The sequence below is a fragment of the Halomonas sp. 707B3 genome (genome assembly GCF_024158645.1).
Taxonomy (GTDB): Bacteria; Pseudomonadota; Gammaproteobacteria; order Pseudomonadales; family Halomonadaceae; genus Vreelandella; species Vreelandella lionensis.
Genome location: NZ_JAMZBE010000057.1, coordinates 1 through 22,141 on the forward strand (window position 1 = coordinate 1; position 22,141 = coordinate 22,141).

Below are 22,141 nucleotides of genomic sequence, written 5' to 3' on the forward strand. Positions count from 1 at the left end.
CGCCGATGGTAGTGTGGGGTCTCCCCATGCGAGAGTAGGTCATCGTCAGGCACTTATACCGCAAAGAACCCAGCCAGTAGGCTGGGTTTTTTGTTGCGCGCTTGATAAGCGCGCCATGACCCAAGCCCCGTGCACCGCCTGCTCGGGGCTTTTTGCTGTGGGCGTACTATGCCCGCGGGGTATCAGCAATAAAAAAGCCGCTCGTTAGGAGCGGCTAAGATAGGTTGCTAAACGATTAGCGGTGGTACTGTTTCTCGCGTTCAGGCTGCCAGAGAATGGCGTCTACCCGTAAACGAGTTGTCTGCTGGTTGGGCAGTGGCCAATCGATAGTATCGCCTACCTTTAGGCCTAACAGGCTAGCTCCAATGGGCGCCATAATAGAAATGGCGTCTTGGGTGTTACCCAGAGAGTGCGGGTAAACCAGTGTACGTATCATCTGCTGATTACGCGTGAGATCGGTAAACTGAATTTGGCTATTCATACTCACAACGTTATCAGGGATTTCTTCGGGATCGACGACTTCCCCGCGACTAAGCTCATCTTGCAGTAGCTCAGCCACCATTTGATCCTTTTCAGTCGCTGCATCAATCAGGCGCTGCAGACGGTCTGCATCAAGCCGGTTGATTATGAGGGGAGGTCGCTGCCCCATGATGCTCTCCTTGGCAAACGCAGTAGCAAAAGGCTGGCTGCGTTGTTATACAAATGGTGTTGAATGGCATAAAAAAAGCCCTCTCCATAAAGAAAGGACTATTCAGATAGTGTACGCCACTTCTCAGTAAAAGACGACGCACGCTTAGAGCGAGGCACATAGAAAGTGCTATGATGCATGCCGCAACGCGAGCAAAGCTTTTAAGTACGTTCGTGTCTATTGGTGGCATATTATGTTTGAGGTGAAAGGTGAGTGACACGGTACCCACGTCATGGCTAGTTTACTGTCGGCCGGGCTTTGAAAGCGATGCGTTGGCAGAAATGCAGCACCATGCGAAGCAGCAGGAGATTATCTGCGAGCCTACGCAAGGAGAGGGCTGGGTAAGTTTAACGCGCCATGATGGCGAAGCGATTAATGATTTACACCGTCAGGCAGCCTTTCAACGGCTCATATTTGCAAGGCAAAGTTTAGCAGCGCTGCCCGCGTTGACCCTGTCTCGAGATGATCGGCTTACGGCGATTTTAGATCAGGTCAAAGCAAGCCGCTGGAGCTTTGAAGAAATTTGGCACGAAACGCCGGATACTAATGATGGCAAAGCGCTAGCCGGATTAATTAAAGCGCTGACAAAACCGCTTCAGAGTATGTTGAAAAAGCGTGGTGCATTACGGGGTAAGGCGGGTGCTCGCCGCTTGCATATTTTTTGGACAGACGGTGATCGTGTGCAGCTAGGCATGAGCTTTCCCGATAACCGCAGTGAGTTAATTAACGGAATTCGTCGCCTGCGTTTTCCATCCAGAGCACCTAGCCGTTCAACGTTGAAGCTCGAAGAAGCCTGGCACGAGTTTATCCCCCGGGAAGAGTGGGACGAGCGCCTAGCTACGCATATGCAGGCGGCTGATTTAGGCGCAGCGCCAGGTGGCTGGACATGGCAGCTTGTGCAGCGCGGTATGTATGTCTATGCCATCGATAACGGCCCAATGGACAAACAGCTCATGGCCACCGGGCAGATCGATCACCTACGTGAAGATGGCTTTACCTGGGAGCCGCCCCAGCGTTTGGACTGGCTGGTGTGTGACATCGTCGACAAGCCAGTACGGGTCTTGGCCATGGTTGAGCGCTGGCTGACGCGCAAGTGGTGCCGGGAGGCCATTTTTAACCTCAAGCTGCCGATGAAAAAGCGCTGGGATGAAGTAACTCGCTGTTTGGCAACGCTAGAAGAAGCGTTAGCGACAGCGGGCGTAGGAGCCACTATTCGTTGTCGCCACCTCTACCATGATCGGGAAGAGGTGACGGTATACGTTAGGCTGGCTCACTAACCTGGGCAGGTATCCGCCGCTGGGCTAGTAGCCTGGCTCATAAATGCGGATGGTTTCGTCTTCGGTAAGTAGCGGTAAAATACGCTGCATTGCCATGGCGCGCTCTTCACTGGCGTGCCACTCTTTCCAAGCGCGCAAGTCGCGCCATTTGGTAATCATTAAACGGCGGTCTGTGTGGCCAAGCTCAACCAAGGTTTCACCACCAACGAAGCCTCTAACTCCCAGTGACACACGCATTGCTTCGCGCGCTGCTTGTTCATATTCGTCCTCTAAACCGGGCATAATGCGTCGTTCAATGATGATTTTTATCATAGTGTCTGTTTCCTAACCGAGAGAGTCGATGACTGATAATACCCATGACCACAACGCGTTTGACGCTGAACTAGATACCACCGGGCTATATTGCCCTGAGCCTATTATGCTGATGCATAATAAAGTCCGTGATATGACGGCAGGCCAAGTATTGAAGGTCGTGGCAACCGACCCTGCGACTACGCGCGACGTGCCCAAGTTTTGTCAATTTTTAGGGCATGAGCTAATAGATAAAAATATCGCAGATGATCAGTACATCTACTTTATCCGCTTGGCATGATCTTGTGGAGCCAAGGCAAGGCACTCACCGACTAATGGTGTAGTGCCTTGCTTGTTAGCAATTATATGTTGTCGCTGCTAGGCACTACCATCATGGCTAATGCCTCAAGCGTTGCGGGATCCTCCTCCAAAATGCGATTGGCAATATGGCGTTGGAAGAAATAGACGGTTTGATGTCGGGAATGCGCGTCGTATAGACACTTGTCGCCCAGCAGAATGGGTGTCATGGTGGCTTTTTGCTCGTCTGCCACCATCGCTTCTATGCTGCCATTACTATATAAGCGCCATCCGTAAACAGGCTTCATATGCCAAGGCGCATTAGGATGGTTCATGCAGAGTGCATGTGTGCCCAAAGTATCAGGAAGCTGCTGAATCAGCGTAATTTCGCTAGAAGCCTCATACTCAAAATAGCTGGCAGCGGCGTTTAGCTCATCGTACTTATGGTCAGGGGGAAGCTCGAAAATTTCGTCGGTTTCAGGGTCTCGGTAGCCGACGAAGAAACCACTTTCATGGCTATCTAATTCATGACACGCCGCCAGCGACTCCATCCAAGGAACAAGCCCCACAACGTTGCCATCTTCCCTAAGCCCCCAGGCAAGAATGGGCAGGCCGTAGTAGGTGTCGGGACTCGCAGCGAGCTGGTAGACCATCTCTAAGCCATCTAGCTCTGGTGCTAAACGAACTAAACACTTTCGCGCCTGCTGACGCTGACGCACGGTTTCCAGGTCGATGACCTGGGCAGAGCGAGTTGACAGGGGTGCGCCCATGGTGTCCCTCCTTGTACTGCGTGGTCACGACATTGGCAGACAGTGAACACCGCCTGCCGCTACCTTCACCAATAGCACAGCTTGAGCGCGAGGTTAAGCGTAAACGTCATTTTTAATCAGAAGTGCAGTATTTAAACGAGGCTTTTAACTGCTTATGTGCCTCCCATTCCTTCTGAAACTGCTGCCAAGGAGCCTCCGGGTTGCTCATAGAAAGCCATGCACTTTGATACTCGTTAACCGCTTCAGGAGGAGAGACCGGGTGGATATCAATTAACCGGTTAATGCTGGTAAGCCACTGCTGGGAGTGTTGTGCCAATGTGGTTAGCCACGCAGGTTCATCCACCGACAAGCACGTCTCAGAGCCTGTAGCGCGCTTTAGTAGTTGGTTAGCTTCGCTAAGGCGCTGTTCGGCGAGGAGCAGGGCACGCAACACCTCTGCGGTTAGTGGACGCTCCTGCAGCGTTTTGAGATGCCCTTCAAGGGTCGAGGAGTCTTGTTCCCAAGACTGGCTGAATTGCTGAGCAACCATCTGCTCCAAGTACTCGGTAGCGTCTAGCTGTCCGCTTAAGTCGACTTGTGTTAGAGCGGGCAGTGGGCTACTGGCTCTGGAAAAGCTTTTTTCCCACTCTTCGGAATCAAAAATGGCATTCCAACTGACGGCGGGTAACTGCTCGGTTTTTAACTCGGTTAGATGTGCGAGGCGTGCTTTGTCATCTTCACTTAAACTATCTGGCACATCACTATTCCAGCAGGCATCCAGCCGCTGCCAAAGGGTGCGCTCATAAAGCCAGTGCTGGCTGGGTGGCGCAACTCGGCCAAGCTGGTTATTACGAGCGGCAATCAGGGAAGTGATTTGGCACTCACGAAGTGCATAGATGTTGAGCATGCCATCACGGGTTTCAGGCAGCTCAATTAAGCGTTGCTGGCGTTCAGGAAAGGCACCAATGTTACGAGGCTCCATCCGCTCAGGTGGAGGGGCGTTGAGCGCATCCGCCAACTGTTGATGGTAGCTAGACCAAGCTTGATCGGCGCTGTGATCACCGCATGCCATAAGAAATAGGCTAGCCGAAGCGGCTAGCCACTTGCCGTAACGTTGCTTGGGAAGCATGGATTACTCCTGTTGGCTGATCGTTTTTAATCGCCAAGCCAGCAATACAGCAGCTGTGCTGAGACCAGCAATCAGCCCAATCCAGTATCCGTGTACGCCCATTGGGTCAGACACACCTCCCAAACCATAGGTTCCTAACCAGTGGCCACCTCCTAAGCCCACAATCCAATAAGAGAGCACGGTGATAACCATGACGATGCGCGTGTCTTTATAACCGCGTAGTGCCCCTGCCAAATTCACCTGCAATGAATCCGATAGCTGAAAAACAACCGCTAACGTGATAATAGTTAATGCTAGTGCCTGGATCTCAGTATTGGATGTGTAGAGTGAAATCACCGGAGCGGCCGTAAACCATAATAGCGTGCTGTTGATAGCCGCGACGATAATGCTAATCGTAATGCCATTCCAAGCGACTTTGCGTGCCATCGCTAAACGTTGCTGGCCCAGCGTATTACCTACTCGAACGGTCAACGCCATGCTTAACGACATGGGCAGCATAAACAGAATGGTGGTGTAACTGAGGGCGATTTGGTGCGCACCTACAGTGACTTCTCCAAAGCTGGCTATAAACAGCGCGATCAGAGTAAATAGAGTGACTTCAACAAAAATCGCGACGCCGATAGGCACACCCACCACCACAAGTTCACGAATGCCCGCCAATTGTGGCGGCGTAAGCTGCTCCCAAAGTGAAACGCTGCGGTAGGTGTTTCCGCGCCTTGTATAAAGCGCCATCGCGATTGCCATTGTCCACATCGAAATAGCGGTGGCAATACCGCAGCCAAAAGCCCCCAGCGCCGGTAGCTGTTGCAAGCTATTAGGGATGCCAGCACCCAATAGATTGACTAGGCCATCACCACCGTAAATGAGCAAATAGTTAAAGGGGATGTTAACGGCAAGGCCCACAAGGCTGATCCAGAGAGCAGGGCGAGTATGATTCATGCCATCTGAAAAGGCGCGTAACGCTTGAAAAAGCGCGATCCCAGGCATTCCAAAAGCAACGGCGCTTAGATAAGCCGCCGACTCCTGTGCAACACCAGGAGGAACGTTCATCAGTTCAAAAATAGGTGTAACGGCGACCCATAATAAACCTGCGGCAATGATGCCTAATGCCAACGCCACCCAAAGGGCTTGATGTACGGCCGGGCGTATATCGTTATTGCGCTGGCCGCCCAGTAAGTGCGCCACGATCGGCGTTAGCCCCATCAGCGTGCCGGTCATAAACAGCATCAGCGGCATCCATAAGCTTGAGCCTACTGATACGGCGGCTAAGTCCGTTGCGTTGTGTCTACCTGTCATCATGACATCGACAACGCTCATGCCCGCCTGGGCTAGCTGAGCGCCGCAAATAGGCAAGGCCAGCGCAACAAGTGTGCGAGTTTCTGGCCAATAGATGGATTTGATATCGCTAGTAAAGCCGCCCAAGGTATGGCTCCCCTTTAGCAAAGAGACCTAAGAAAGGCCGATAGAGTAGCAGGAGTCGCTGCGCTTTGCTGTCTCCTCTTTAGCTGGTTAAGCCGCAGCGGGTATACTGCGCGAAATGCATGGGAAAAGTGGCAATATGGTGATTGAAGAGCAAGAGCGTTGGACCCTGGGCGATATTATGGCGCTGTTTGATGGCGTCTTTGCGGCGCATTGCCAGACGCGTTTGATAAAAGGAGGCGATGAGCCGCTGTATCGTCCGGCAACCGAACAAACACCCTATCATCAGGTCATTTTTGCGCGTGGTTACTTTGCCAGCGCGCTACATGAAATCAGCCATTGGTGTATTGCGGGTAAAGAAAGGCGACTGTTAGAAGATTATGGCTATTGGTACTTGCCCGATGGCCGTAACGCCCAAGAGCAGCAGGCATTCGAAAATGCTGAAATTGCTCCTCAGGCGCTGGAACAGCTATTCACAAAGGCCTGCGGGCGTACCTTTCACGTTAGTGTGGATAACCTAGGGGGCGAAGTAGAGGTAGATCGAGATGCCTTTGCGCAGAGAGTCGCTGCCCGGGCGCAGCGCTATTTAGCAGAAGGGTTGCCGCAACGCGCCAATGCGTTCTACTTAGCCTTGGCGCGCTACTATCAGCAGGGCGATACGTTGGAACAGGCAATAGCCGCAGGCAGAGCGCTGCTAGCAGCCACTGAAGTTAGCGCTTAATCTTTTTCATTAAGCTGTTGGTGCAACGTGAGCATCACCTCAACTTCGTGCTCCGGACGCATTGGCTCTAAGCCCAGGTCGTTAAACATCTCGCTACGCAGGCGGTGCCATTCACTAGAGCTGAGCTGATCGTAAAGTACCTCTGCGGGTGCCAGCTCTACAAAGGGGTCCAGGCCGTAGGTATCAAACAAACGCGCCAGCGCGGCCTCATCTTCGCCGTTATCGCTGGTGTATAGCGTGGCAGAGAAGTGGTCGTTCTCTAATTCACGAATCACATCTAGAGGGCTGACGCCTAAGCTCTCTAACTCCTCAATGCTATAAGCACCCATCACATTGCTATCTTCGGTGATCCAGCTGTCGTCCGGCTGGATCAGCGTTTGTTTGATTCGCCCGTCGGGTAACGACCACGCAATAGAGAGCGGCAAGCCATTATCTTCGCCTATTTCAATGGCAATAAATCCAGGATAGTCAGCCACGCAGTTGCTCCTTTTAAGCGTCCGCTTCAATTCGGAAAAAACGCTGGGCGGTGCGAGTGGTCGCCGCGCCAAGCTCGGTATCACTCACGTCATGCCAGCGGGCTATTTCTTTAACAATCCAGGGCAGTAGCGCTGGTTCGTGGCGGCGTCCCTTCAATTTAGCAGGCAAATTGCGGGGCAGTAGGTAAGGGCAGTCGGTTTCCACCATCAGGCGGTCTAGCGGTATATCGCGCACCATGTCGCGCAGGTGATGGCCTCTGCGCTCATCGCATATCCAGCCCGTCAAACCAATGTGCAGATCTAAATCAAGATAGCCATGCAGCGTCTCTTGGTCCGCCGTAAAGCAGTGTATAACCGCCTGGCTAATATCATTTCGCCAACTGCGCAGTATGTCTTGCATTCGCTTGCCAGCATCCCGCTCATGCAAAAACAGCGGCAGGCCGCTTTCTGCTGACAGAGCCAACTGCGCCTCGAACGCATGCTCCTGCTGCTCTGGGGTTGAAAAGTTGCGATTAAAATCTAACCCGCACTCGCCAACCGCCACGACCTCCGGCATACGGTAAAGCTGCCGCATTTCTTGGGCGACCGTGTCATTCCACCCACTGGCATCATGGGGATGAACGCCCGCCGTTGCGTAGACCCCCGTGTACTGCTGCGCCATCTGCACGGCCTGCTTTGCATGGGCGACATCGGTTCCGGTCACGATAAGCGTCGTGACATTGGCCGCTTTGGCCCGCGCCAGCACGTCACCCAGGTCGCGCTGAAAACTTTCATGGGTCAAATTCGCGCCAATATCCACCAAAGGCGTCGAAGAGCGAAATTGCAGTGCTTCGGGTAAAAACGTATCGGCCTCAGTGCTTGCCAAACTGTATTCCTCCGCCATGTGTCATTAACGCTATTGTAACGCTGGCGGCCCACAACCACTAATGCTCCTACCGTTCACACACAGTACGAATGGCACGAATTGCAAAAAAACTGGCTTGTTAGGTAAACAGAAGCCGAGTGTTTACTTTTACTATGCAGGTGGTTCATCGCATAAATGCACAGTAAATACTGGCTTAATAACAACAATAGACAGGTATATATCATGCAGCTATCACGTCGCTTCGCAATGACAGCACTATCCGCAGCGGTGCTTACAGCGGTCTACGCGCCTCAAGTAACGGCCAATGAAGGCATCTCTGATAATGAGATTCGGATTGGCTATTTGGCTGATATGTCAGGCGTTTACCGTGACCCCATCGGCCCGCTTGGCGAAGATGCCATTCATATGGCGATAGAAGATGTTGGCGGTAGCGTGCAGGGTGCCAATATCGTTGTCTTTAGTGCCGATGACCGAAATAGTCCCGATGTCGGCTCTAGCGTCGTACGTGAATGGATCGATGAGCGCAACGTCGACATGGTCACAGGCTTGGTGGCGTCATCGGTCACATTAGCGGCAGTAAGTTTGTTGCAAGAGGCCGATAAGCTGGGCCTAGTGAATGGCGCGGTTTCATCCGGTGTTACCAATGAGCACTGCTCGCCTAATCATATCCACTGGGTTTACGACACCTGGGCAATGTCCAATGGTACCGCCAAAGCGATTACGCAAGAGGGCTATAAAAACTGGTACCTACTCAGCGCTGACTACTCTTTTGGGCATGCGCTAGAAGCGGACGTTGAACGTGTAGTGACTGAAAATGGCGGAACCATTGTAGGCCGCGCTCGCCATCCATTCCCCAATAACGATTTCTCATCGTTCATGTTACAAGCGCAAGCCTCTGGCGCGGATGTCATTGCCTTAAACAATGCCGGTGGCGACACCATTAACGCCGTACAAACAGCGGGTGAGTTTGGTATTACGCAGGCCGGTCAGGTGCTGGCAGGTATGGTGCTGTTTAGTACCGATATCCGCAGTATTGGTCTTGAGAATGCGCAAGGGCTTCAGTTTACCAAGGCGTGGTATTACGACCTTAACGAAGAGACGCGGGCCTGGGCAGAACGTTTTCGTGAGCGCACAGGCAGCATGCCGACCATGGTTCACGCCGGGATTTATTCCAGCACGCGCCACTATCTAGAGGCCATTGCAGCGGTGGGTACCGACGATACACAGACGGTGCGACAGCAGATGGCCGATACGCCGATTAACGATATTTTTGCCAAAAATGGCTATATCCGTGAAGACGGCCGTATGGTGCATGATATGTATCTCGTCGAAGTGAAAACGCCAGAAGAGTCGGCCGATGCAGACGACCTTTTCCGCGTCGTGCGCACTATCCCAGCAGAGGAAGCGTTCCGGCCGCTGTCTGAAAGTGTCTGCCCACTGGTAACGGGTTAATTCATCGCTGAAGCCTTTTAGACCATAACAACAAGGACTTAGCATGACGCTTACCAACTCAATCCACCGTAATACCATTGGCGCTGCGCTTAACCGCAGCGCTCGCAAATACCCCCAGCAGCTTGCGCTTCGCTTTGCTGACCGTTCATGGAGCTATCAAGCCCTCAACGTGGCCGCTAACCAAGTGGCTAACGCTCTTTTAGAGGCGGGGCTTGTCCCAGGAGACCGACTAGCGGTATATGGAAAAAACTCAGATGCCTATGTGATTGCCTGGCTGGCAGCGGTTAAGGCTGGGCTTGTGCATGTCCCGGTCAACTTTGCCCTGAGCAGTGAAGAGCTTGGCTACATTTTGCAGCAGTCAGGCGCCAAGGGAGTGCTGAGTGATGCCTCACTTGCGGACAAAGTGCGCGAGGCCACTCAGGCAATCACGCTGACGGTGAATGGCACCTTGCATGCTGTGGAGCCTGGCGGCTTCGACGTATTAGCCTGCGTCGGGTCGTCCCACTCAAGTAATGAGCCCGACGTGGCGCTAGAGGGGAGTAGCCTTGCCCAGCTGCTCTACACCTCGGGTACGACCGCCGCGCCCAAGGCCGCGATGATGAGCCATCAGGCGTTAATGGCAGAGTATATGGCGTGCATGGTAGAGCTGGATATTAAAGGCAGTGAGGCGATGTTGGCCGCGTTGCCGCTTTACCACTCGGCACAAATGCACGTGTTTTTGATGCCCGCGTTACTGCTTGGTGCCCCGGTTATTCTCCTGGAAGCGCCAATGCCAGACAGCTGCTTAGCCGCCATTGCTCAGCACCAGATTACCTCATTTTTTGCACCGCCGACGGTATGGATTAGCCTCTTACGCCATCCGCAGTTCGGCCAGCACGACCTCTCTACCCTGAAAAAAGCCTATTACGGTGCCTCTATTATGCCGGTACCGGTACTGGAAGAGATGCAGCAGCGCTTTCCTGGCGTGGGCTTATACAACTGCTACGGCCAGAGCGAAATAGCCCCATTAGCGACTGTTTTACGACCTGAAGAGCATGCGGAGCGCCCGGCATCGGCGGGCCGCCCGATCCTTACGGTAGAAACGCGCATCGTCGATTTAGAAGGGAACGACGTTGCCCCTGGTGAACATGGTGAAATTGTGCATCGCTCGCCGCAGCTAATGGTGGGTTACTGGGATAAGCCCGCGATGACCGCTGAAGCGTTTCAAGGCGGCTGGTTTCACTCAGGAGATGTCGGCTATATCGACGAGGCGGGTTACCTATATATCGTAGATCGTATTAAAGACGTCATTAATACCGGCGGTGTGTTGGTGGCTAGCCGAGAGGTGGAAGAGGCACTCTTTAAGCACGCGGCGATTGCTGAGGTCGCCGTGATAGGCCTTCCGGATGAGAAGTGGATTGAAGCGATTACGGCAGTGGTGGTGCTGAAAGAGGGGCAGGAGGCGAGCGAGCAGGAGCTGATTCATCACACCAAAAGCATTGTGGCGCCCTATAAAGTGCCTAAACGGATTGTCTTTACTGACGCGCTCCCGAAAAGCACGGCAGGGAAAATTTTAAAGCGCCACCTGCGCCAAGAGTTTAAGGAGTCATGATGGACGAGCAGACACACGCGCTTTTTCACACCATGATTACCCGCTGCTTAGCACAGGAAGTGGCGCCGTTTTACCCGCAGTGGGAAGACGCAGGAGAAATACCGCGCTCTTTATGGAAGGCGCTGGGCGCCGCTGGACTGTTAGGCATTGATCTAGAGGAAGCGTATGGCGGTTCGGGGGCCGATATTGCGGTGACTCAACTGGCACTGGAGGAGATGTCTCGCCAAGGTTTTGGTGGCCTTGCCAGTGCCTACAACATTCACGCCAATATCGTCATGCCCTATGTGCAGAACCTGGGGTCGCCTGCACAGAAAGAGACATGGCTGCCGCGTATGGCTCAAGGTGAGTGCTTAGGAGCGATTGCCATGAGCGAACCCCACGCAGGCAGTGATTTAGCGGCGATGAAAACCCGAGCCACGCGTATAGACGATGGTTGGCTGCTCAACGGTAGCAAACTGTTCATCACCAATGGTCAGGTAGCCGACCTGGTTATCGTGTGCGCGAAAACAGACCCCTACGCTGGCGCAAAAGGGGTCTCACTGTTTTTGGTGGACACCGCGTTGCCCGGATTTTCTCGTGGTAAGCCGATCAAAAAAATTGGCCAGCACGCTAGTGATACGGCGGAGCTGGCCTTTGATCAACTGAAACTGCCTGCTAATGCGCTATTAGGTGAAGAGGGCGAAGGGTTTAGCTACCTCATGCAAGAGCTGCCCCGGGAGCGTTTGGGCGTGGGTGCCCAAGCTTTGGGGGCGATAGAAGGTGCGCTAGCGCTAACGCTTGAGTACGTCACCCAGCGGGAAGCCTTTGGCCAGCGAATCGCCGACTTTCAAAATACCCGCTTTACGCTGGCGCAGATTAAAGCCCAGCTTGAAATGGCAAGAGCCTATTTTGAACAGTGCGTCGAACGGTACCGACAAGGCACCATGAGTAGCACCGATGCGGCTATTCTCAAGTTACAGCTGAGCGAACTGCAGTGCCATGCGATTGATCGCTGCTTGCAGCTGTTTGGTGGCTACGGCTACACCCAGGAGTACCCCATTTCACGCTTTTATCTGGATGCACGGGTACAAACGATTTACGCCGGCAGCTCCGAGATCATGAAAGAGGTGATCGCGCGTTCGCTGCTGGGCAAGGCCCCGTGATGCAAGGGGCTGAGTATTGTTAACAAGGAGCATGTATGCAGCTGGATAGCGTAGTCATTGTGGGCGGTGCACGCACCGCCATCGGCGCTTTTGGTGGGGCGCTGTCATCCTTTGCCCCGCATGAGCTTGGTACCCTTACGGCCATAGAAGCGCTGCGCCGAGCAGGGGTGGAAGGCAATGACATTGATCACTCTGTGTACGGTCATATTATTACCACCGGCCCTGAAGATGCCTATTTGGCCCGCCATATTGCGCTCAATGCAGGCGTCCCAAAAGAAGCCGGTGCCTTTAATGTCAATCGCCTATGCGGCTCCGGTGTGCAAGCGGTGGTGTCAGCTGCGCAGCAAATTGCCTTAGGCGACAGCCGACTTGCTTTAGCAGGCGGTGCCGAAACCATGTCCCGTGGTGCCTATGTGTTAGCCCCCCAGGCGCGTAATGGCATCCGTATGGGGGATTGCTCCATTCAAGATTTAACCCTCGGCGTGCTTAGCGACCCGTTCGGCAGTGGCCATATGGGGATTACCGCTGAAAATATTGCTCAGCAGTACGGGCTGAGTCGTGAGCAGTTGGATCAGTTCGCGCTTGATAGCCATCAAAAAGCAGCGCGGGCTATATCAGAAGGGCATTTTGATACTCAAATCGTTCCAGTTGAGGTGACGAAAGGGAAGCAAACGCTGACCTTTGCCCGTGATGAGCATGTCCGTGAGGGCGTTGAACTTGGTGATTTAGCGCGTCTAAAACCTGCGTTCAAACGCGATGGCGTGGTCACGGCTGGCAACGCCTCGGGTATTAATGATGGCGCGGCAACGCTGGTCTTGGCTCATGCTGAAGAGGCTCAGGCGCGGGGGCTGACGGTACGTGCTCGGCTGCGGGTGGCCACCACGGCGGGGGTCGAACCATCGCTAATGGGTTTGGGGCCTATTCCAGCAGTCAAGCGCTGCCTTCAGCAGGCAGGGCTTACGATCAACGATATCGATGTGATTGAATCCAATGAAGCGTTTGCGGCCCAAGCGATGGCGGTGGCATCGACGCTTGGTTTTCCATTGGAAAAGTTAAATCCCAATGGCGGGGCGGTTGCCCTTGGCCATCCCGTGGGGGCGACAGGCGCTATCTTAATCTTGAAAGCGCTGCATGAGCTGGAGCGCATTCAGGGGCGCTATGGGCTCATTACGCTCTGCATTGGCGGTGGGCAAGGTATCGCGCTATTGATCGAGCGCTAAGCCGCCCCGGGTATCTAACAACAATCAAAGGTATGTTTTATGTCGACGATAACGCCAAAACTGCTTCCTCCTACGTCTTCTGCCACCAACCCTCCCATGCTGATCAAGGATCTGCTGGAGTCCGGTGTGCGCATGGCGGGCAACAACCAAATTGTGTATCGCGATCAAAGCCGCCACGACTACCGCCGATTTCAAGAGCGGGTCCATCAATTGGCCCACCTTCTGACCTCACAAGGCGTTCAGGCTGGAGACGTGGTGGCCGTACTGGATTGGGACAGCCACCGTTATTTGGAGTGCTTTTTCGCCATCCCCATGATCGGTGCGGTACTGCATACGGTGAACGTACGTTTAGCACCCGAACAGATTCTTTACACCATGGAGCACGCAGAAGATGTCTTTGTGCTGGTGCATGAAGACTTTGTACCCCTGCTGGAGCCGCTGGCGCACCAACTACCCAACATTCGCGGCTACTTACTCTGCCAGGAGGCACCAAAAGAGGTGGCTACGTCGCTACCCCTGGTGGGGGAATTTGAAGCGCTGCTGGCTGAGCAACCAAGCCATTACGACTTCCCCTCTTTTGATGAAAATGGCGTGGCCACGCTGTTCTACACCACCGGCACAACGGGTAATCCTAAAGGGGTGTTTTTCACACACCGCCAGCTTGTGTTGCACACGTTAGGCGAGGCCAGCACGTTTCAAGCCCCCGGTTTTGAGCTGCTGAACCGAGATAAAGTGTATATGCCCATTACGCCGATGTTTCACGTTCACGCCTGGGGGGTCCCTTACACGGCCACGCTGTTAGGGGCGACCCAGGTGTATCCGGGCAAATACGAGCCTGAGATGCTGGTGAAGCTGCTGGTCAGCGAAAAGGTCGACTTTTCTCACTGCGTGCCGACGCTGCTTAATATGGTGGTCAGTGCCGATGCGATTGCATCGAAGAAGGTGGATTTAACCGGTTGGAAAGTCTTGGTAGGCGGCAGCGCCTTAACTCAGGCACTGGCAAGTCGTGCCTGGGCGTTGGGGATCGATACCCGCAGTGCCTATGGTATGTCGGAAACGTGCCCGCTGCTCACGGCCGATATTTTACCCAAAGAGGTCGCCGAGGCTGACTTTGAAAGCCAGTTGCCGTGGCGCTGTAAAGCAGGGCTTCCGGTGCCGTTTGTAAGGCTGCAGGTGGTCGATGTTGACGGCCAGCCGCTCCCCCATGATGGCAAAAGCGTCGGGGAAGTGCGTGTCCAAGCCCCGTGGCTAACCCAGGCTTACTATAAAGAAGAAAAGCGTAGCGAGGAGCTGTGGCAAGATGGCTGGTTGCATACCGGAGATGTGGGTTCTCTGGATGAGCACGGTTTCCTAGCGATTAGCGACCGTATTAAAGATGTCATTAAAACCGGCGGCGAGTGGCTGTCCTCATTGGAGCTGGAAAGTTATATCAGCCAGTGTCCGGGTGTTGCCGAAGTGGCGGTGATAGGCGTGGCAGATGATAAGTGGGGAGAGCGCCCGGCCGCGCTGGTGGTGCCCAGTGATCTCAAACAGCCGCCTACCGTAGAGGCTATTCAGGGCTTTATGGAACAGTTTGTGGCGCAAGGCAAACTCAACCGTTGGGGTGTTCCCTCTCTGATTCGTATCGTCGATGAAATCCCTAAAACCAGCGTCGGCAAGCTAGATAAAAAGCGCATTCGTACCGAGATATAAGCGCGAACCTCTCACCTTGTCGCCTGTGCTTTACGGTAGGCGGCAGGGGAGTTACCTGTCCACTGCTTAAAGGCGCGGCTAAAGCAGGCTAAGTCCTCAAAGCCAAGCGTTTCTGCAATGGAAGATAGCGTACGCTGGCTTCGGGTCAGCGCTTGAATAGCGTAGTCACGCCGGTACTCATCCTTAACGGCTTGAAAGCGCGTACCCTCTAGTTGTAAATGCCTCGAGAGCGTCCGTACGGAGACATGCAGCGCCTCGGCAACCTCTTGAACAGTACACGCCTCCGGCAAGTGACGACTGAGGTGCTCTCTCACCCGGTGGGTGGCTAAGCGGTCTTCAAACGAGACATAAAACCAATCCGCCGGTGCGCGTTGTAAAAAAGCCCCCAAATGCTGCTTTGTTTGCCGAATAGGCTGTTCTAAGAGCGACTTGTCGAAGTAAACAGCCGTTTGTGGCTGGTCGAACTTCACTTTTCCCGGATAAAAATAGAGGTAGTCGGCGCTGTGGGCGGGCTGCGGGTAGCTGCACTCCATTAAAACGGGCGGTATCTTGCGAGCAATCATCCAGGAAGCGATGCCGTGGAAAAGTTTTAGCATCAGCTCATGGACTAAAATGCGGCTGCCTTGCAGCGGCGCATGCTCTTCCAGCGCCAGACGAGCTAAGTCGTCTTCAATCGTAAAGCTGTAGCCAAAATCATCCAGAAGTATGCGAAAAAACTGGGTATAGCGATGCAGGGCGACCTGCAGGGTAGGCGCTTCCAGCATACTTAAGCACAGCAGCTTGAGGGTTCCACAGCGTAAAGGGCGTGAGAAAAAACGCGGTGTTTCATCGTCTAGCTCAACGGCCAGCAGGCGGTAGAGCTCAGCAAATTGCTCAACGGTGACGCGCCCATTAGGAGCACTGAGTAAAAAGGGTGAAATGCCTGCTTGTTCTAAATAGCGGGTGGGTGGTTGCCCCGCAGCGGTTAGGCCACGAAATAACTCATTAACAAAATGCATGGAGACAGTCACTGTCACGGTGATTTCACCTTACCAGCGTTTTTCAACACCGCTTTATTGTTGTTAATTAGCCTATGACGTTAGCACGTTGTTTGGCTTGGCTCTACAAGGGTGCATCGTAATTCGGATGCATGCGTTACACTGTGCGCCTCACGACGAAGGAGGACACTGCGTGACCCTGTTACGACTCGAACAGCTGCAACTCGCTTACGGCACCCAAGTACTGCTTAACCGCGCCGACCTAACGGTTGAAAGAGGCGAGCGGCTGGCGCTGGTCGGGCGCAACGGCACCGGTAAATCCACGCTACTAAAGCTGGTGGCGGGCGATATTCAGGCCGACGACGGCTCCATCTGGCGTGCCCCGGGCTTGAAAATCGGCGTGCTGGCCCAGGAACTGCCTGAATCATCGGGCATGACGATTTTTGATATGGTCGCTCAAGGCCTACCGGAAGCGGGCGAGCTGCTCTCTGAATATCAGCATCTCATCAATGACCCCGACCCGGATATGAACCGCATGGCGACGCTGCAAACGCGTCTTGAAGCCATTGACGGCTGGTCGTTCCATCAGCGTATCGACGTAGTGTTAACCCGGTTGGGTCTGCCGCCAGAAGCCGAGATGAGCGCGCTTTCCGGTGGCTGGCGTCGTCGTGTGGCGCTGGCGCGCGCATTAGTCTCCGAGCCCGATTTACTGCTGCTCGATGAGCCGACTAACCACCTGGACCTGGACACCATTGCGTGGCTGGAAGAGCAACTGCTGGCTTTTAACGGCGCGGTACTGCTGATCACCCACGACCGGGCGTTCCTGTCAAAGCTTGCCACCAATATCCTGGAGCTGGATCGCGGTAAGCTGGGCCGTTATCCAGGTGCTTACGCCGAGTACCAAGAGCGCAAGCAGCACGAGCTGGAAGTGGAGTCGCGTGAAAATGCGCTCTTTGATAAAAAATTGGCGCAAGAAGAAGTCTGGATTCGCCAGGGCGTGAAGGCTCGGCGTACTCGTAATGAAGGCCGGGTGCGTGAGCTTGAACAAATGCGCGTGGAGCGAAGCCAGCGCCGCGAACGCCAGGGCACCGCCAATCTCACCGTGGACAGCGGCGAGCGTACCGGTAAGCGGGTTGTCGAGCTGAAGGGCGTTACGCAGCGCTTCGGGGATGATGTCATCCTAGGCAATGTGAACCTAGAAGTGATGCGCGGTGATCGTATTGGCTTCCTTGGCCGTAACGGTGCGGGTAAAACCACGCTACTGAAGATTTTACTCGGCGAGCTGGCACCTACCGAAGGCAGCGTGCAGTTAGGCACTAACCTGAAAGTGGCCTATTTCGACCAGTTACGTGCCGGGCTTGAGCTGGAAAAAACGGTTTACGATAACGTCGCCCAAGGTAGCGACCGAGTCAGCGTGGGTGGTAAAGACCGCCACGTCATGAGCTATCTGCAGGACTTCTTGTTCACCCCAGATCGCGTGCGTCAGCCGGTGAAAGCGCTATCCGGGGGCGAGTCCAACCGCCTGCTGTTAGCCAAGCTGTTTACTCAGCCCGCTAACGTGCTGGTGCTTGATGAGCCCACCAACGACCTAGATATGGAAACGTTGGAGCTGCTTGAAGAGCTGCTGTTAGATTTTGATGGCACTCTGCTGCTGGTTTCCCACGACCGAACGTTCATGGATAACGTGGTCACCAGCATGCTGGCATTCGAAGGCGAAGGGCGCGTGCGTGAATACGTGGGCGGCTATACCGACTGGATTCGCCAGGGCGGTAAGTTGCCCCCTGCACCGTGGGAAGGCGCGGCGCGTCAGCAAACCGAGCCCACCAGCGAGGCCGTTAAGAAAGCCACTCCAGCCCCAGCGGCGGAACCGGCTAAAAAAGCCGTTAAGCTCTCTTACAAACTACAGCGTGAGCTAGATGCGCTGCCCGCTGAGATTGAACGCTTAGAGGGTGACGTAGAGACGCTTGAGCAGGAGATTGGCGACCCGGCGTTTTATCAGCAGGAGGCCACCGCTGTGACGGCTAAACTGCAAGCGCTAGAGAATGTTCAGCAGGCACTGGAAGGGGCGATGGAGCGTTGGATGGAGCTTGAAGCAATGGCCAATGGCGAATAGCTAGCGCTGTTATATGCTAAAGGCCCCGGATGGGGCCTTTACCGTTAAAAAAGCTATTCGTCGCTTTTTTCACCTTTTTTGCCCACACGAACGGCTAAAACGTCGCACTGAGCGCCGTGTAATACGCCAGTAGAGGTGGAGCCAAGCAGCAAAGCAAAGCCGTGACGGCCATGGGAGCCAACCACGATGAGGTCAACGTCGTGCTCTTCGGCAAAGCGATGAATCTCAGTGTCCGGCATACCTACCACCACATGCTGGTCAGCGGCCTCGACGTGAGGTGCGGCGATCTCCGCTAAGCGCTTCTTGGCATGCTCATCTAGCTGGTCCTGGATGCTGGTAAGATCCATAGGAATATCGCCGCCGTAAGCGAATCCCAGTGGCTCAAGAGTATGCATAATAGAGATTTTGGCGCCGTTGTTGCGCTCAGCAATCGCCACCGCACGCTCGAGAATTTTGTGAGAATCTTTGGTTAAGTCAACGGCAACCAGAATATGGCGATAGCTCATGGCGTATCTCCTTGATGGTGTTTAACAAAGAAAGGCTTTGTTAGATACCCTTTACTTTAGGCTGGGTGCTTTATCTTAACAACGACCTGGATCATGGTTTTTGTAAAACGCTAATTCAGTTTGGCGAAATAGGGTGGATAGTGCAATGGAATGGTTAATCATCGTCTCGATTCTGATGTTTGTGATCGCGCCGGTCATGTGGTTAAAGCCAAGCCCGCGACAAAAGCGTCAAATGGCGCTGCGCGTCAGCGCAGCCCAGCATGGAGTAGCCGTTAAAGTGGCCAAACCACCTCTACATCATTTTAGAGGCACGATGCCCGCGTATCGCTGGCACTACCCGCAACAGGCGCCTGGGCCTGATTTTGTACTGGTACGTGATTCCAACGCTAGTGACGCTTTGGAGCCTTTTCACGCGGGTTGGCGCTGGCGCATTGCGCCACTACGGCCACTATCTGAAACGGCTCGTGTGCACCTGCAAACACTGCTGGAGCGTCTACCACAAGATGCGTTGGTATTGGAGTCTAATGCGCATGCGCTGACTCTATGGTGGTGGGAGTCACAAACTGCCGAACGCTTTATAACGTATCTGGCTGATATCGAGCCGCTAAAAGCCGCGCTCAGTGGATTATCCGACCGCCCACCTGCAAAGCCGCTAGAGGCAGGTGGCGCGGTAGAAGATAGGGTAGAAGGTAATTAGTTTTTAGGGCCTTCCAGGTCCCTAGCTTGAATCGCTAAGCCATTTGATTCAATGAGCGCTAGCCACTGCTCAAGCTGTGTCAGGTCGCTATCGCTAAGGCCTGCTAGCATCTCCTGGCGCGCTGCGAGAACGACGTCATCAATCTTCTCAAGTAACGGCATAGCCGCTGGGGTAAGGTAGATGCGCTTGCTGCGACGGTCGTTGTCGCAAGCGCGCCGCTCTACTAAGCCCTGTTCTTCAAGCTGGCCCAAGGTGCGCACTAAGGATGGCGCTTCGACGCCAATGGCTCGCGCTAAATCACACTGAGGGTTGCCTTCGCCCAACTTCCACAGATGATACAGCGTTACCCAGCGGGTTTGGGTTAAGCCCAACGGTGCCAATCTGCGGTCTAGAATTGAGCGCCACAGGTGGGGCAAGCGAGCAATACGAAAACCAATTGTTGTTGAAGCCATAGTTAACTAACTACCGAAAAATGTAAGTGGGCGAATTGTCATAAGCTGCGTCGCTGAATGCAAGGTGTTCTGCTACTCCGGCTCTGATGAATCGCTTTGGATGCCGCCCTTACCAGGAATAAAACGGCGTAAATTAAGAGCACTCAGCCCGCTAGGCTGAATGGTGCTATCAGCCATCGTCGCCTGATCAGGGTCCTCTGAAACAGTAAACCGAATCAGCCCCAGCCGCTGGCCACTGTCCGTCATAATATCAATGCGCCACTCCCCTGAAGGGTCTTGCGGGAAATTCTGTTTGTGGCTCCATGCTCGGTAACCCTGTTCGCGTCCGCCGTTAATCGCCAGCTCTACGGTGTCCATCTCTGCACCGTTATGATGCCAGGTATGGTAGATAGTTTCGCTTAATCCGCGAGGCGCACGAATAGCGGTATACACATACAGCCCATTACTGCGGATAGCATCAGGCGTCAATGCCATGGTGCCTTGAGGTGTGCGCTGCTGTGTATCAAACGCTGGGGATAGCGCTGTGCTGGTCATCCAGAGGCTAGCGGGCGGTACCCACACGCGACCAAGCCATGCCCCATAAGCCAGCACCACGGTTAGTGCAAAAAAGCCTAGCCAGCGCGCGAGGGAGCGCTTTTTCAATAAATGCCAAAAGCTAGGTAGAGCCACTAAAACAGTTAATACCAATGCTAACAGTAGGCTCTGTCCCGTGGTGAGGTGCACCATGATGGGCAGAATGACCAGTAGTACCAAGAACACACACTGGGCATGAAACATAAAATAGAGACTACGCCAGCGCCCAGCGAGCTTGTAGTAGAGCGGATCGATAATCGACCACACGGCCATGCCAATCACCAACAGCGCGAACAGCGCTTGGCCGCTGTTCCACACGGTGGTCACCAGAATAAACGGCAAGGTAAAAAACAGCGTCTCCTGGTGAATCATTTGAGCGATAAAAGCGGTAATGCCTTTCGGTAGCGTCGGATGACCGCGATGGGCCAGCCAGCGGCCAATCAAACTTTCAGATAGTAGCAGTAGCCAAGCAAACAGCAGCCCCAGCGCCAGAGCAGCCCCCAGCCACTGTTGGCGATCAACGAGGAAAAAGCTGCCTAATCCGGCCGCAAACGCCATGGGCGGCCAGAGCCAACTCCAGGGCTTTAGGCGCTCTACGATCCTTTCGACGCGCTCTTGCAGTGCTTCCATGCGGGCGGGAGTTAAGAGTGTCCCCATAGCGTTAAAAACTCGTCAATGAAACGTATATGATCGTTGGGATAGCGGGTAAAGTCGATGTGATACGCCATTATGCGCTAAAAAAGCGTAAGAAATGTGTGCATTTGGAAAGGTGTCTATCAAGCAAGCGGATTAGCCAAAAGTCAGGGCTTGACGTACTGGTGTAACTCAACCAAGCTAAGGCAATCAAACGACCGTATGAAATGCGTGGCGGGCTCGTCAACGGCGTGCCAGCCCGAACTTGTGGAGAGAGCGCGCATGATCTATCAAGGCAATGCCATCACGGTGGAGCGTCGTGACACCCTGGGTGGCAATGACATCGCAATGCTCACTTTCGATTTGAAAGATGAGTCCGTCAACAAGCTATCCAGCGCCGTTATGGCAGAGCTGGGCGATGCGGTAAAAGCGATTCAGGCCGAAAGCGGTTTGAAAGGGCTGATGATCCGCAGTGGCAAAGATGCCTTTATCGTCGGTGCTGATATCACCGAATTCCACAGCCTGTTCGACAAGGGCGAAGAGTATCTGGTGGAGATGAACCTCAAGGTTCATGATATCTTCAATGCGATTGAAGACCTGCCTTTCCCTACCGTGACGGCGATCAATGGCTTGGCGCTCGGCGGCGGTTGCGAAGTGCTGCTGACCACCGATTTCCGCGTGATGAGCGAGAAGGCCAAGATTGGCCTGCCGGAAACCAAGCTGGGCATTCTGCCGGGTTGGGGTGGCTGCGTGCGCCTGCCGCGCCTGATTGGTGCCGATAACGCCGTTGAGTGGATTGCGGGTGGCACTGAAAACCGCGCAGATGCAGCACTTAAAGTGGGTGCTGTGGATGCGGCTGTTGCCCATGAGCTGTTGGAAGAGGCGGCGCTGGATATTCTTGACCGCGCCAATGCAGGCGAGCTGGATTACCAGGCCCGTCGGGAAGAGAAAAAGTCACCGCTTAAGCTCAATGCCATTGAGCAGATGATGGCGTTTGAGACCGCCAAAGGGTTTGTGGCTGGCAAAGCGGGTCCTCACTACCCAGCGCCGGTTGAAGCCATCAAAGTGATTCAAAAAGGCGCAGGCGAGACCCGCGCCCGTGCGCAGGCCATCGAGGCAAAATCCTTCGCCAAGCTGGCGCTGAGCAGCGTTGCCTTCAACTTGGTGGGCCTGTTCATTAA

22 protein-coding genes are annotated in these 22,141 nt (G+C 54.1%); 11 read left to right on the top strand and 11 right to left on the bottom strand.

The window, feature by feature from the left end; all coding sequences use genetic code 11:
- Positions 1 to 235: 235 nt before the first annotated feature.
- Positions 236 to 649: a nucleoside diphosphate kinase regulator gene (gene rnk, locus BIS10_RS09435; protein WP_083026096.1), complete on the bottom strand. Its 414-nt coding sequence runs from the start codon at positions 647 to 649 to the stop codon at positions 236 to 238.
- A gap of 248 nt (positions 650 to 897) precedes the next feature.
- On the opposite strand from rnk, the gene rlmM reads away from it, so the two are divergent.
- Positions 898 to 1,965 carry a 23S rRNA (cytidine(2498)-2'-O)-methyltransferase RlmM gene (gene rlmM, locus BIS10_RS09440; RefSeq protein WP_253504697.1) on the top strand — a complete coding sequence of 356 codons (1,068 nt, stop codon included), beginning with the start codon at positions 898 to 900 and terminating at the stop codon, positions 1,963 to 1,965.
- Positions 1,966 to 1,989: 24 nt separating this feature from the next.
- Here rlmM and BIS10_RS09445 read toward each other — a convergent pair whose 3' ends face one another.
- On the bottom strand, positions 1,990 to 2,277 hold the full coding sequence (locus tag BIS10_RS09445; RefSeq protein WP_044629788.1) for an antibiotic biosynthesis monooxygenase: 288 nt from the start codon (positions 2,275 to 2,277) through the stop codon (positions 1,990 to 1,992).
- Positions 2,278 to 2,305: 28 nt separating this feature from the next.
- Here BIS10_RS09445 and tusA point away from each other — a divergent pair, with 28 nt between their 5' ends.
- Positions 2,306 to 2,557 (top strand): sulfurtransferase TusA, encoded by a 252-nt coding sequence (tusA, locus tag BIS10_RS09450; protein ID WP_253504699.1) that lies wholly within the window; start codon positions 2,306 to 2,308, stop codon positions 2,555 to 2,557.
- A gap of 61 nt (positions 2,558 to 2,618) precedes the next feature.
- Here the strand turns inward: tusA and BIS10_RS09455 are convergent, their stop codons facing one another.
- The 3 genes from BIS10_RS09455 to BIS10_RS09465 all read right to left on the bottom strand — a co-directional run bounded on the left by BIS10_RS09455 (position 2,619) and on the right by BIS10_RS09465 (position 5,853).
- A complete protein-coding gene (locus tag BIS10_RS09455; RefSeq protein ID WP_253504702.1) occupies positions 2,619 to 3,323 on the bottom strand; it encodes a hypothetical protein in 705 nt (234 codons plus the stop codon).
- Positions 3,324 to 3,435: 112 nt separating this feature from the next.
- Positions 3,436 to 4,431, bottom strand: coding sequence for a DUF3080 family protein (locus tag BIS10_RS09460; RefSeq protein WP_253504705.1), 996 nt, complete (start codon positions 4,429 to 4,431; stop codon positions 3,436 to 3,438).
- Between the two features lie 3 nt (positions 4,432 to 4,434).
- A complete protein-coding gene (locus tag BIS10_RS09465) occupies positions 4,435 to 5,853 on the bottom strand; it encodes an MATE family efflux transporter (protein ID WP_253504708.1) in 1,419 nt (472 codons plus the stop codon).
- 136 nt (positions 5,854 to 5,989) lie between these two features.
- Between BIS10_RS09465 and BIS10_RS09470 the strand changes: the two genes are divergently transcribed.
- The gene (locus tag BIS10_RS09470; RefSeq protein ID WP_253504710.1) at positions 5,990 to 6,571 is read left to right on the top strand and encodes an elongation factor P hydroxylase; all 582 of its coding nucleotides are present in this window, start codon (positions 5,990 to 5,992) and stop codon (positions 6,569 to 6,571) included.
- Here BIS10_RS09470 and BIS10_RS09475 read toward each other — a convergent pair.
- On the bottom strand, positions 6,568 to 7,047 hold the full coding sequence (locus tag BIS10_RS09475) for a hypothetical protein (protein WP_083026087.1): 480 nt from the start codon (positions 7,045 to 7,047) through the stop codon (positions 6,568 to 6,570). The genes BIS10_RS09470 and BIS10_RS09475 overlap by 4 nt on opposite strands.
- 13 nt (positions 7,048 to 7,060) lie before the next feature.
- Positions 7,061 to 7,930 (bottom strand): TatD family hydrolase, encoded by an 870-nt coding sequence (locus tag BIS10_RS09480; protein ID WP_392567165.1) that lies wholly within the window; start codon positions 7,928 to 7,930, stop codon positions 7,061 to 7,063.
- A 204-nt stretch (positions 7,931 to 8,134) separates the two neighbouring features.
- On the opposite strand from BIS10_RS09480, the gene BIS10_RS09485 reads away from it, so the two are divergent.
- Genes BIS10_RS09485 through BIS10_RS09505 form a run of 5 tightly spaced genes read left to right on the top strand, consistent with a single transcriptional unit; the run spans position 8,135 to position 15,009 of the window.
- Positions 8,135 to 9,364 (top strand): ABC transporter substrate-binding protein, encoded by a 1,230-nt coding sequence (locus tag BIS10_RS09485; RefSeq protein WP_253504716.1) that lies wholly within the window; start codon positions 8,135 to 8,137, stop codon positions 9,362 to 9,364.
- A 43-nt stretch (positions 9,365 to 9,407) separates the two neighbouring features.
- Entirely contained in the window at positions 9,408 to 10,955 is a 1,548-nt protein-coding gene (locus BIS10_RS09490) for an acyl-CoA synthetase (RefSeq protein WP_253504719.1), read from the top strand.
- On the top strand, positions 10,955 to 12,097 hold the full coding sequence (locus BIS10_RS09495) for an acyl-CoA dehydrogenase family protein (RefSeq protein ID WP_253504722.1): 1,143 nt from the start codon (positions 10,955 to 10,957) through the stop codon (positions 12,095 to 12,097). The genes BIS10_RS09490 and BIS10_RS09495 overlap by 1 nt, the downstream gene beginning before the upstream one ends.
- Positions 12,098 to 12,132: 35 nt before the next feature.
- The gene (gene bktB, locus BIS10_RS09500) at positions 12,133 to 13,317 is read left to right on the top strand and encodes a beta-ketothiolase BktB (protein WP_253504725.1); all 1,185 of its coding nucleotides are present in this window, start codon (positions 12,133 to 12,135) and stop codon (positions 13,315 to 13,317) included.
- A 39-nt stretch (positions 13,318 to 13,356) separates the two neighbouring features.
- Complete coding sequence (locus BIS10_RS09505) at positions 13,357 to 15,009, top strand: fatty acid--CoA ligase (protein WP_253504728.1); 1,653 nt, start codon at positions 13,357 to 13,359, stop codon at positions 15,007 to 15,009.
- Between the two features lie 11 nt (positions 15,010 to 15,020).
- Here the strand turns inward: BIS10_RS09505 and BIS10_RS09510 are convergent, their stop codons facing one another.
- Positions 15,021 to 16,025 (bottom strand): AraC family transcriptional regulator, encoded by a 1,005-nt coding sequence (locus BIS10_RS09510; protein ID WP_082051457.1) that lies wholly within the window; start codon positions 16,023 to 16,025, stop codon positions 15,021 to 15,023.
- A gap of 154 nt (positions 16,026 to 16,179) precedes the next feature.
- On the opposite strand from BIS10_RS09510, the gene BIS10_RS09515 reads away from it, so the two are divergent.
- Positions 16,180 to 18,099 carry an ATP-binding cassette domain-containing protein gene (locus tag BIS10_RS09515; protein ID WP_253504731.1) on the top strand — a complete coding sequence of 640 codons (1,920 nt, stop codon included), beginning with the start codon at positions 16,180 to 16,182 and terminating at the stop codon, positions 18,097 to 18,099.
- 53 nt (positions 18,100 to 18,152) lie between these two features.
- On the opposite strand, the gene BIS10_RS09520 is transcribed toward BIS10_RS09515, so the two are convergent.
- A complete protein-coding gene (locus tag BIS10_RS09520) occupies positions 18,153 to 18,605 on the bottom strand; it encodes a universal stress protein (RefSeq protein WP_083026081.1) in 453 nt (150 codons plus the stop codon).
- A gap of 145 nt (positions 18,606 to 18,750) precedes the next feature.
- On the opposite strand from BIS10_RS09520, the gene BIS10_RS09525 reads away from it, so the two are divergent.
- Entirely contained in the window at positions 18,751 to 19,302 is a 552-nt protein-coding gene (locus BIS10_RS09525) for a preprotein translocase subunit YajC (protein ID WP_083026079.1), read from the top strand.
- Here BIS10_RS09525 and slyA read toward each other — a convergent pair.
- Together slyA and BIS10_RS09535 are read right to left on the bottom strand one after the other, a co-directional pair.
- Positions 19,299 to 19,754, bottom strand: a complete 456-nt coding sequence (gene slyA, locus BIS10_RS09530) for a transcriptional regulator SlyA (RefSeq protein ID WP_253504734.1) — start codon at positions 19,752 to 19,754, stop codon at positions 19,299 to 19,301. The two genes, BIS10_RS09525 and slyA, sit on opposite strands and share 4 nt — an antisense overlap.
- Positions 19,755 to 19,826: 72 nt before the next feature.
- Complete coding sequence (locus tag BIS10_RS09535) at positions 19,827 to 20,984, bottom strand: DUF5924 family protein (protein ID WP_253504737.1); 1,158 nt, start codon at positions 20,982 to 20,984, stop codon at positions 19,827 to 19,829.
- Between the two features lie 258 nt (positions 20,985 to 21,242).
- Between BIS10_RS09535 and BIS10_RS09540 the strand changes: the two genes are divergently transcribed.
- The coding region (locus tag BIS10_RS09540; RefSeq protein ID WP_253504740.1) for an enoyl-CoA hydratase-related protein at positions 21,243 to 22,141 on the top strand (899 nt) is incomplete at its 3' end.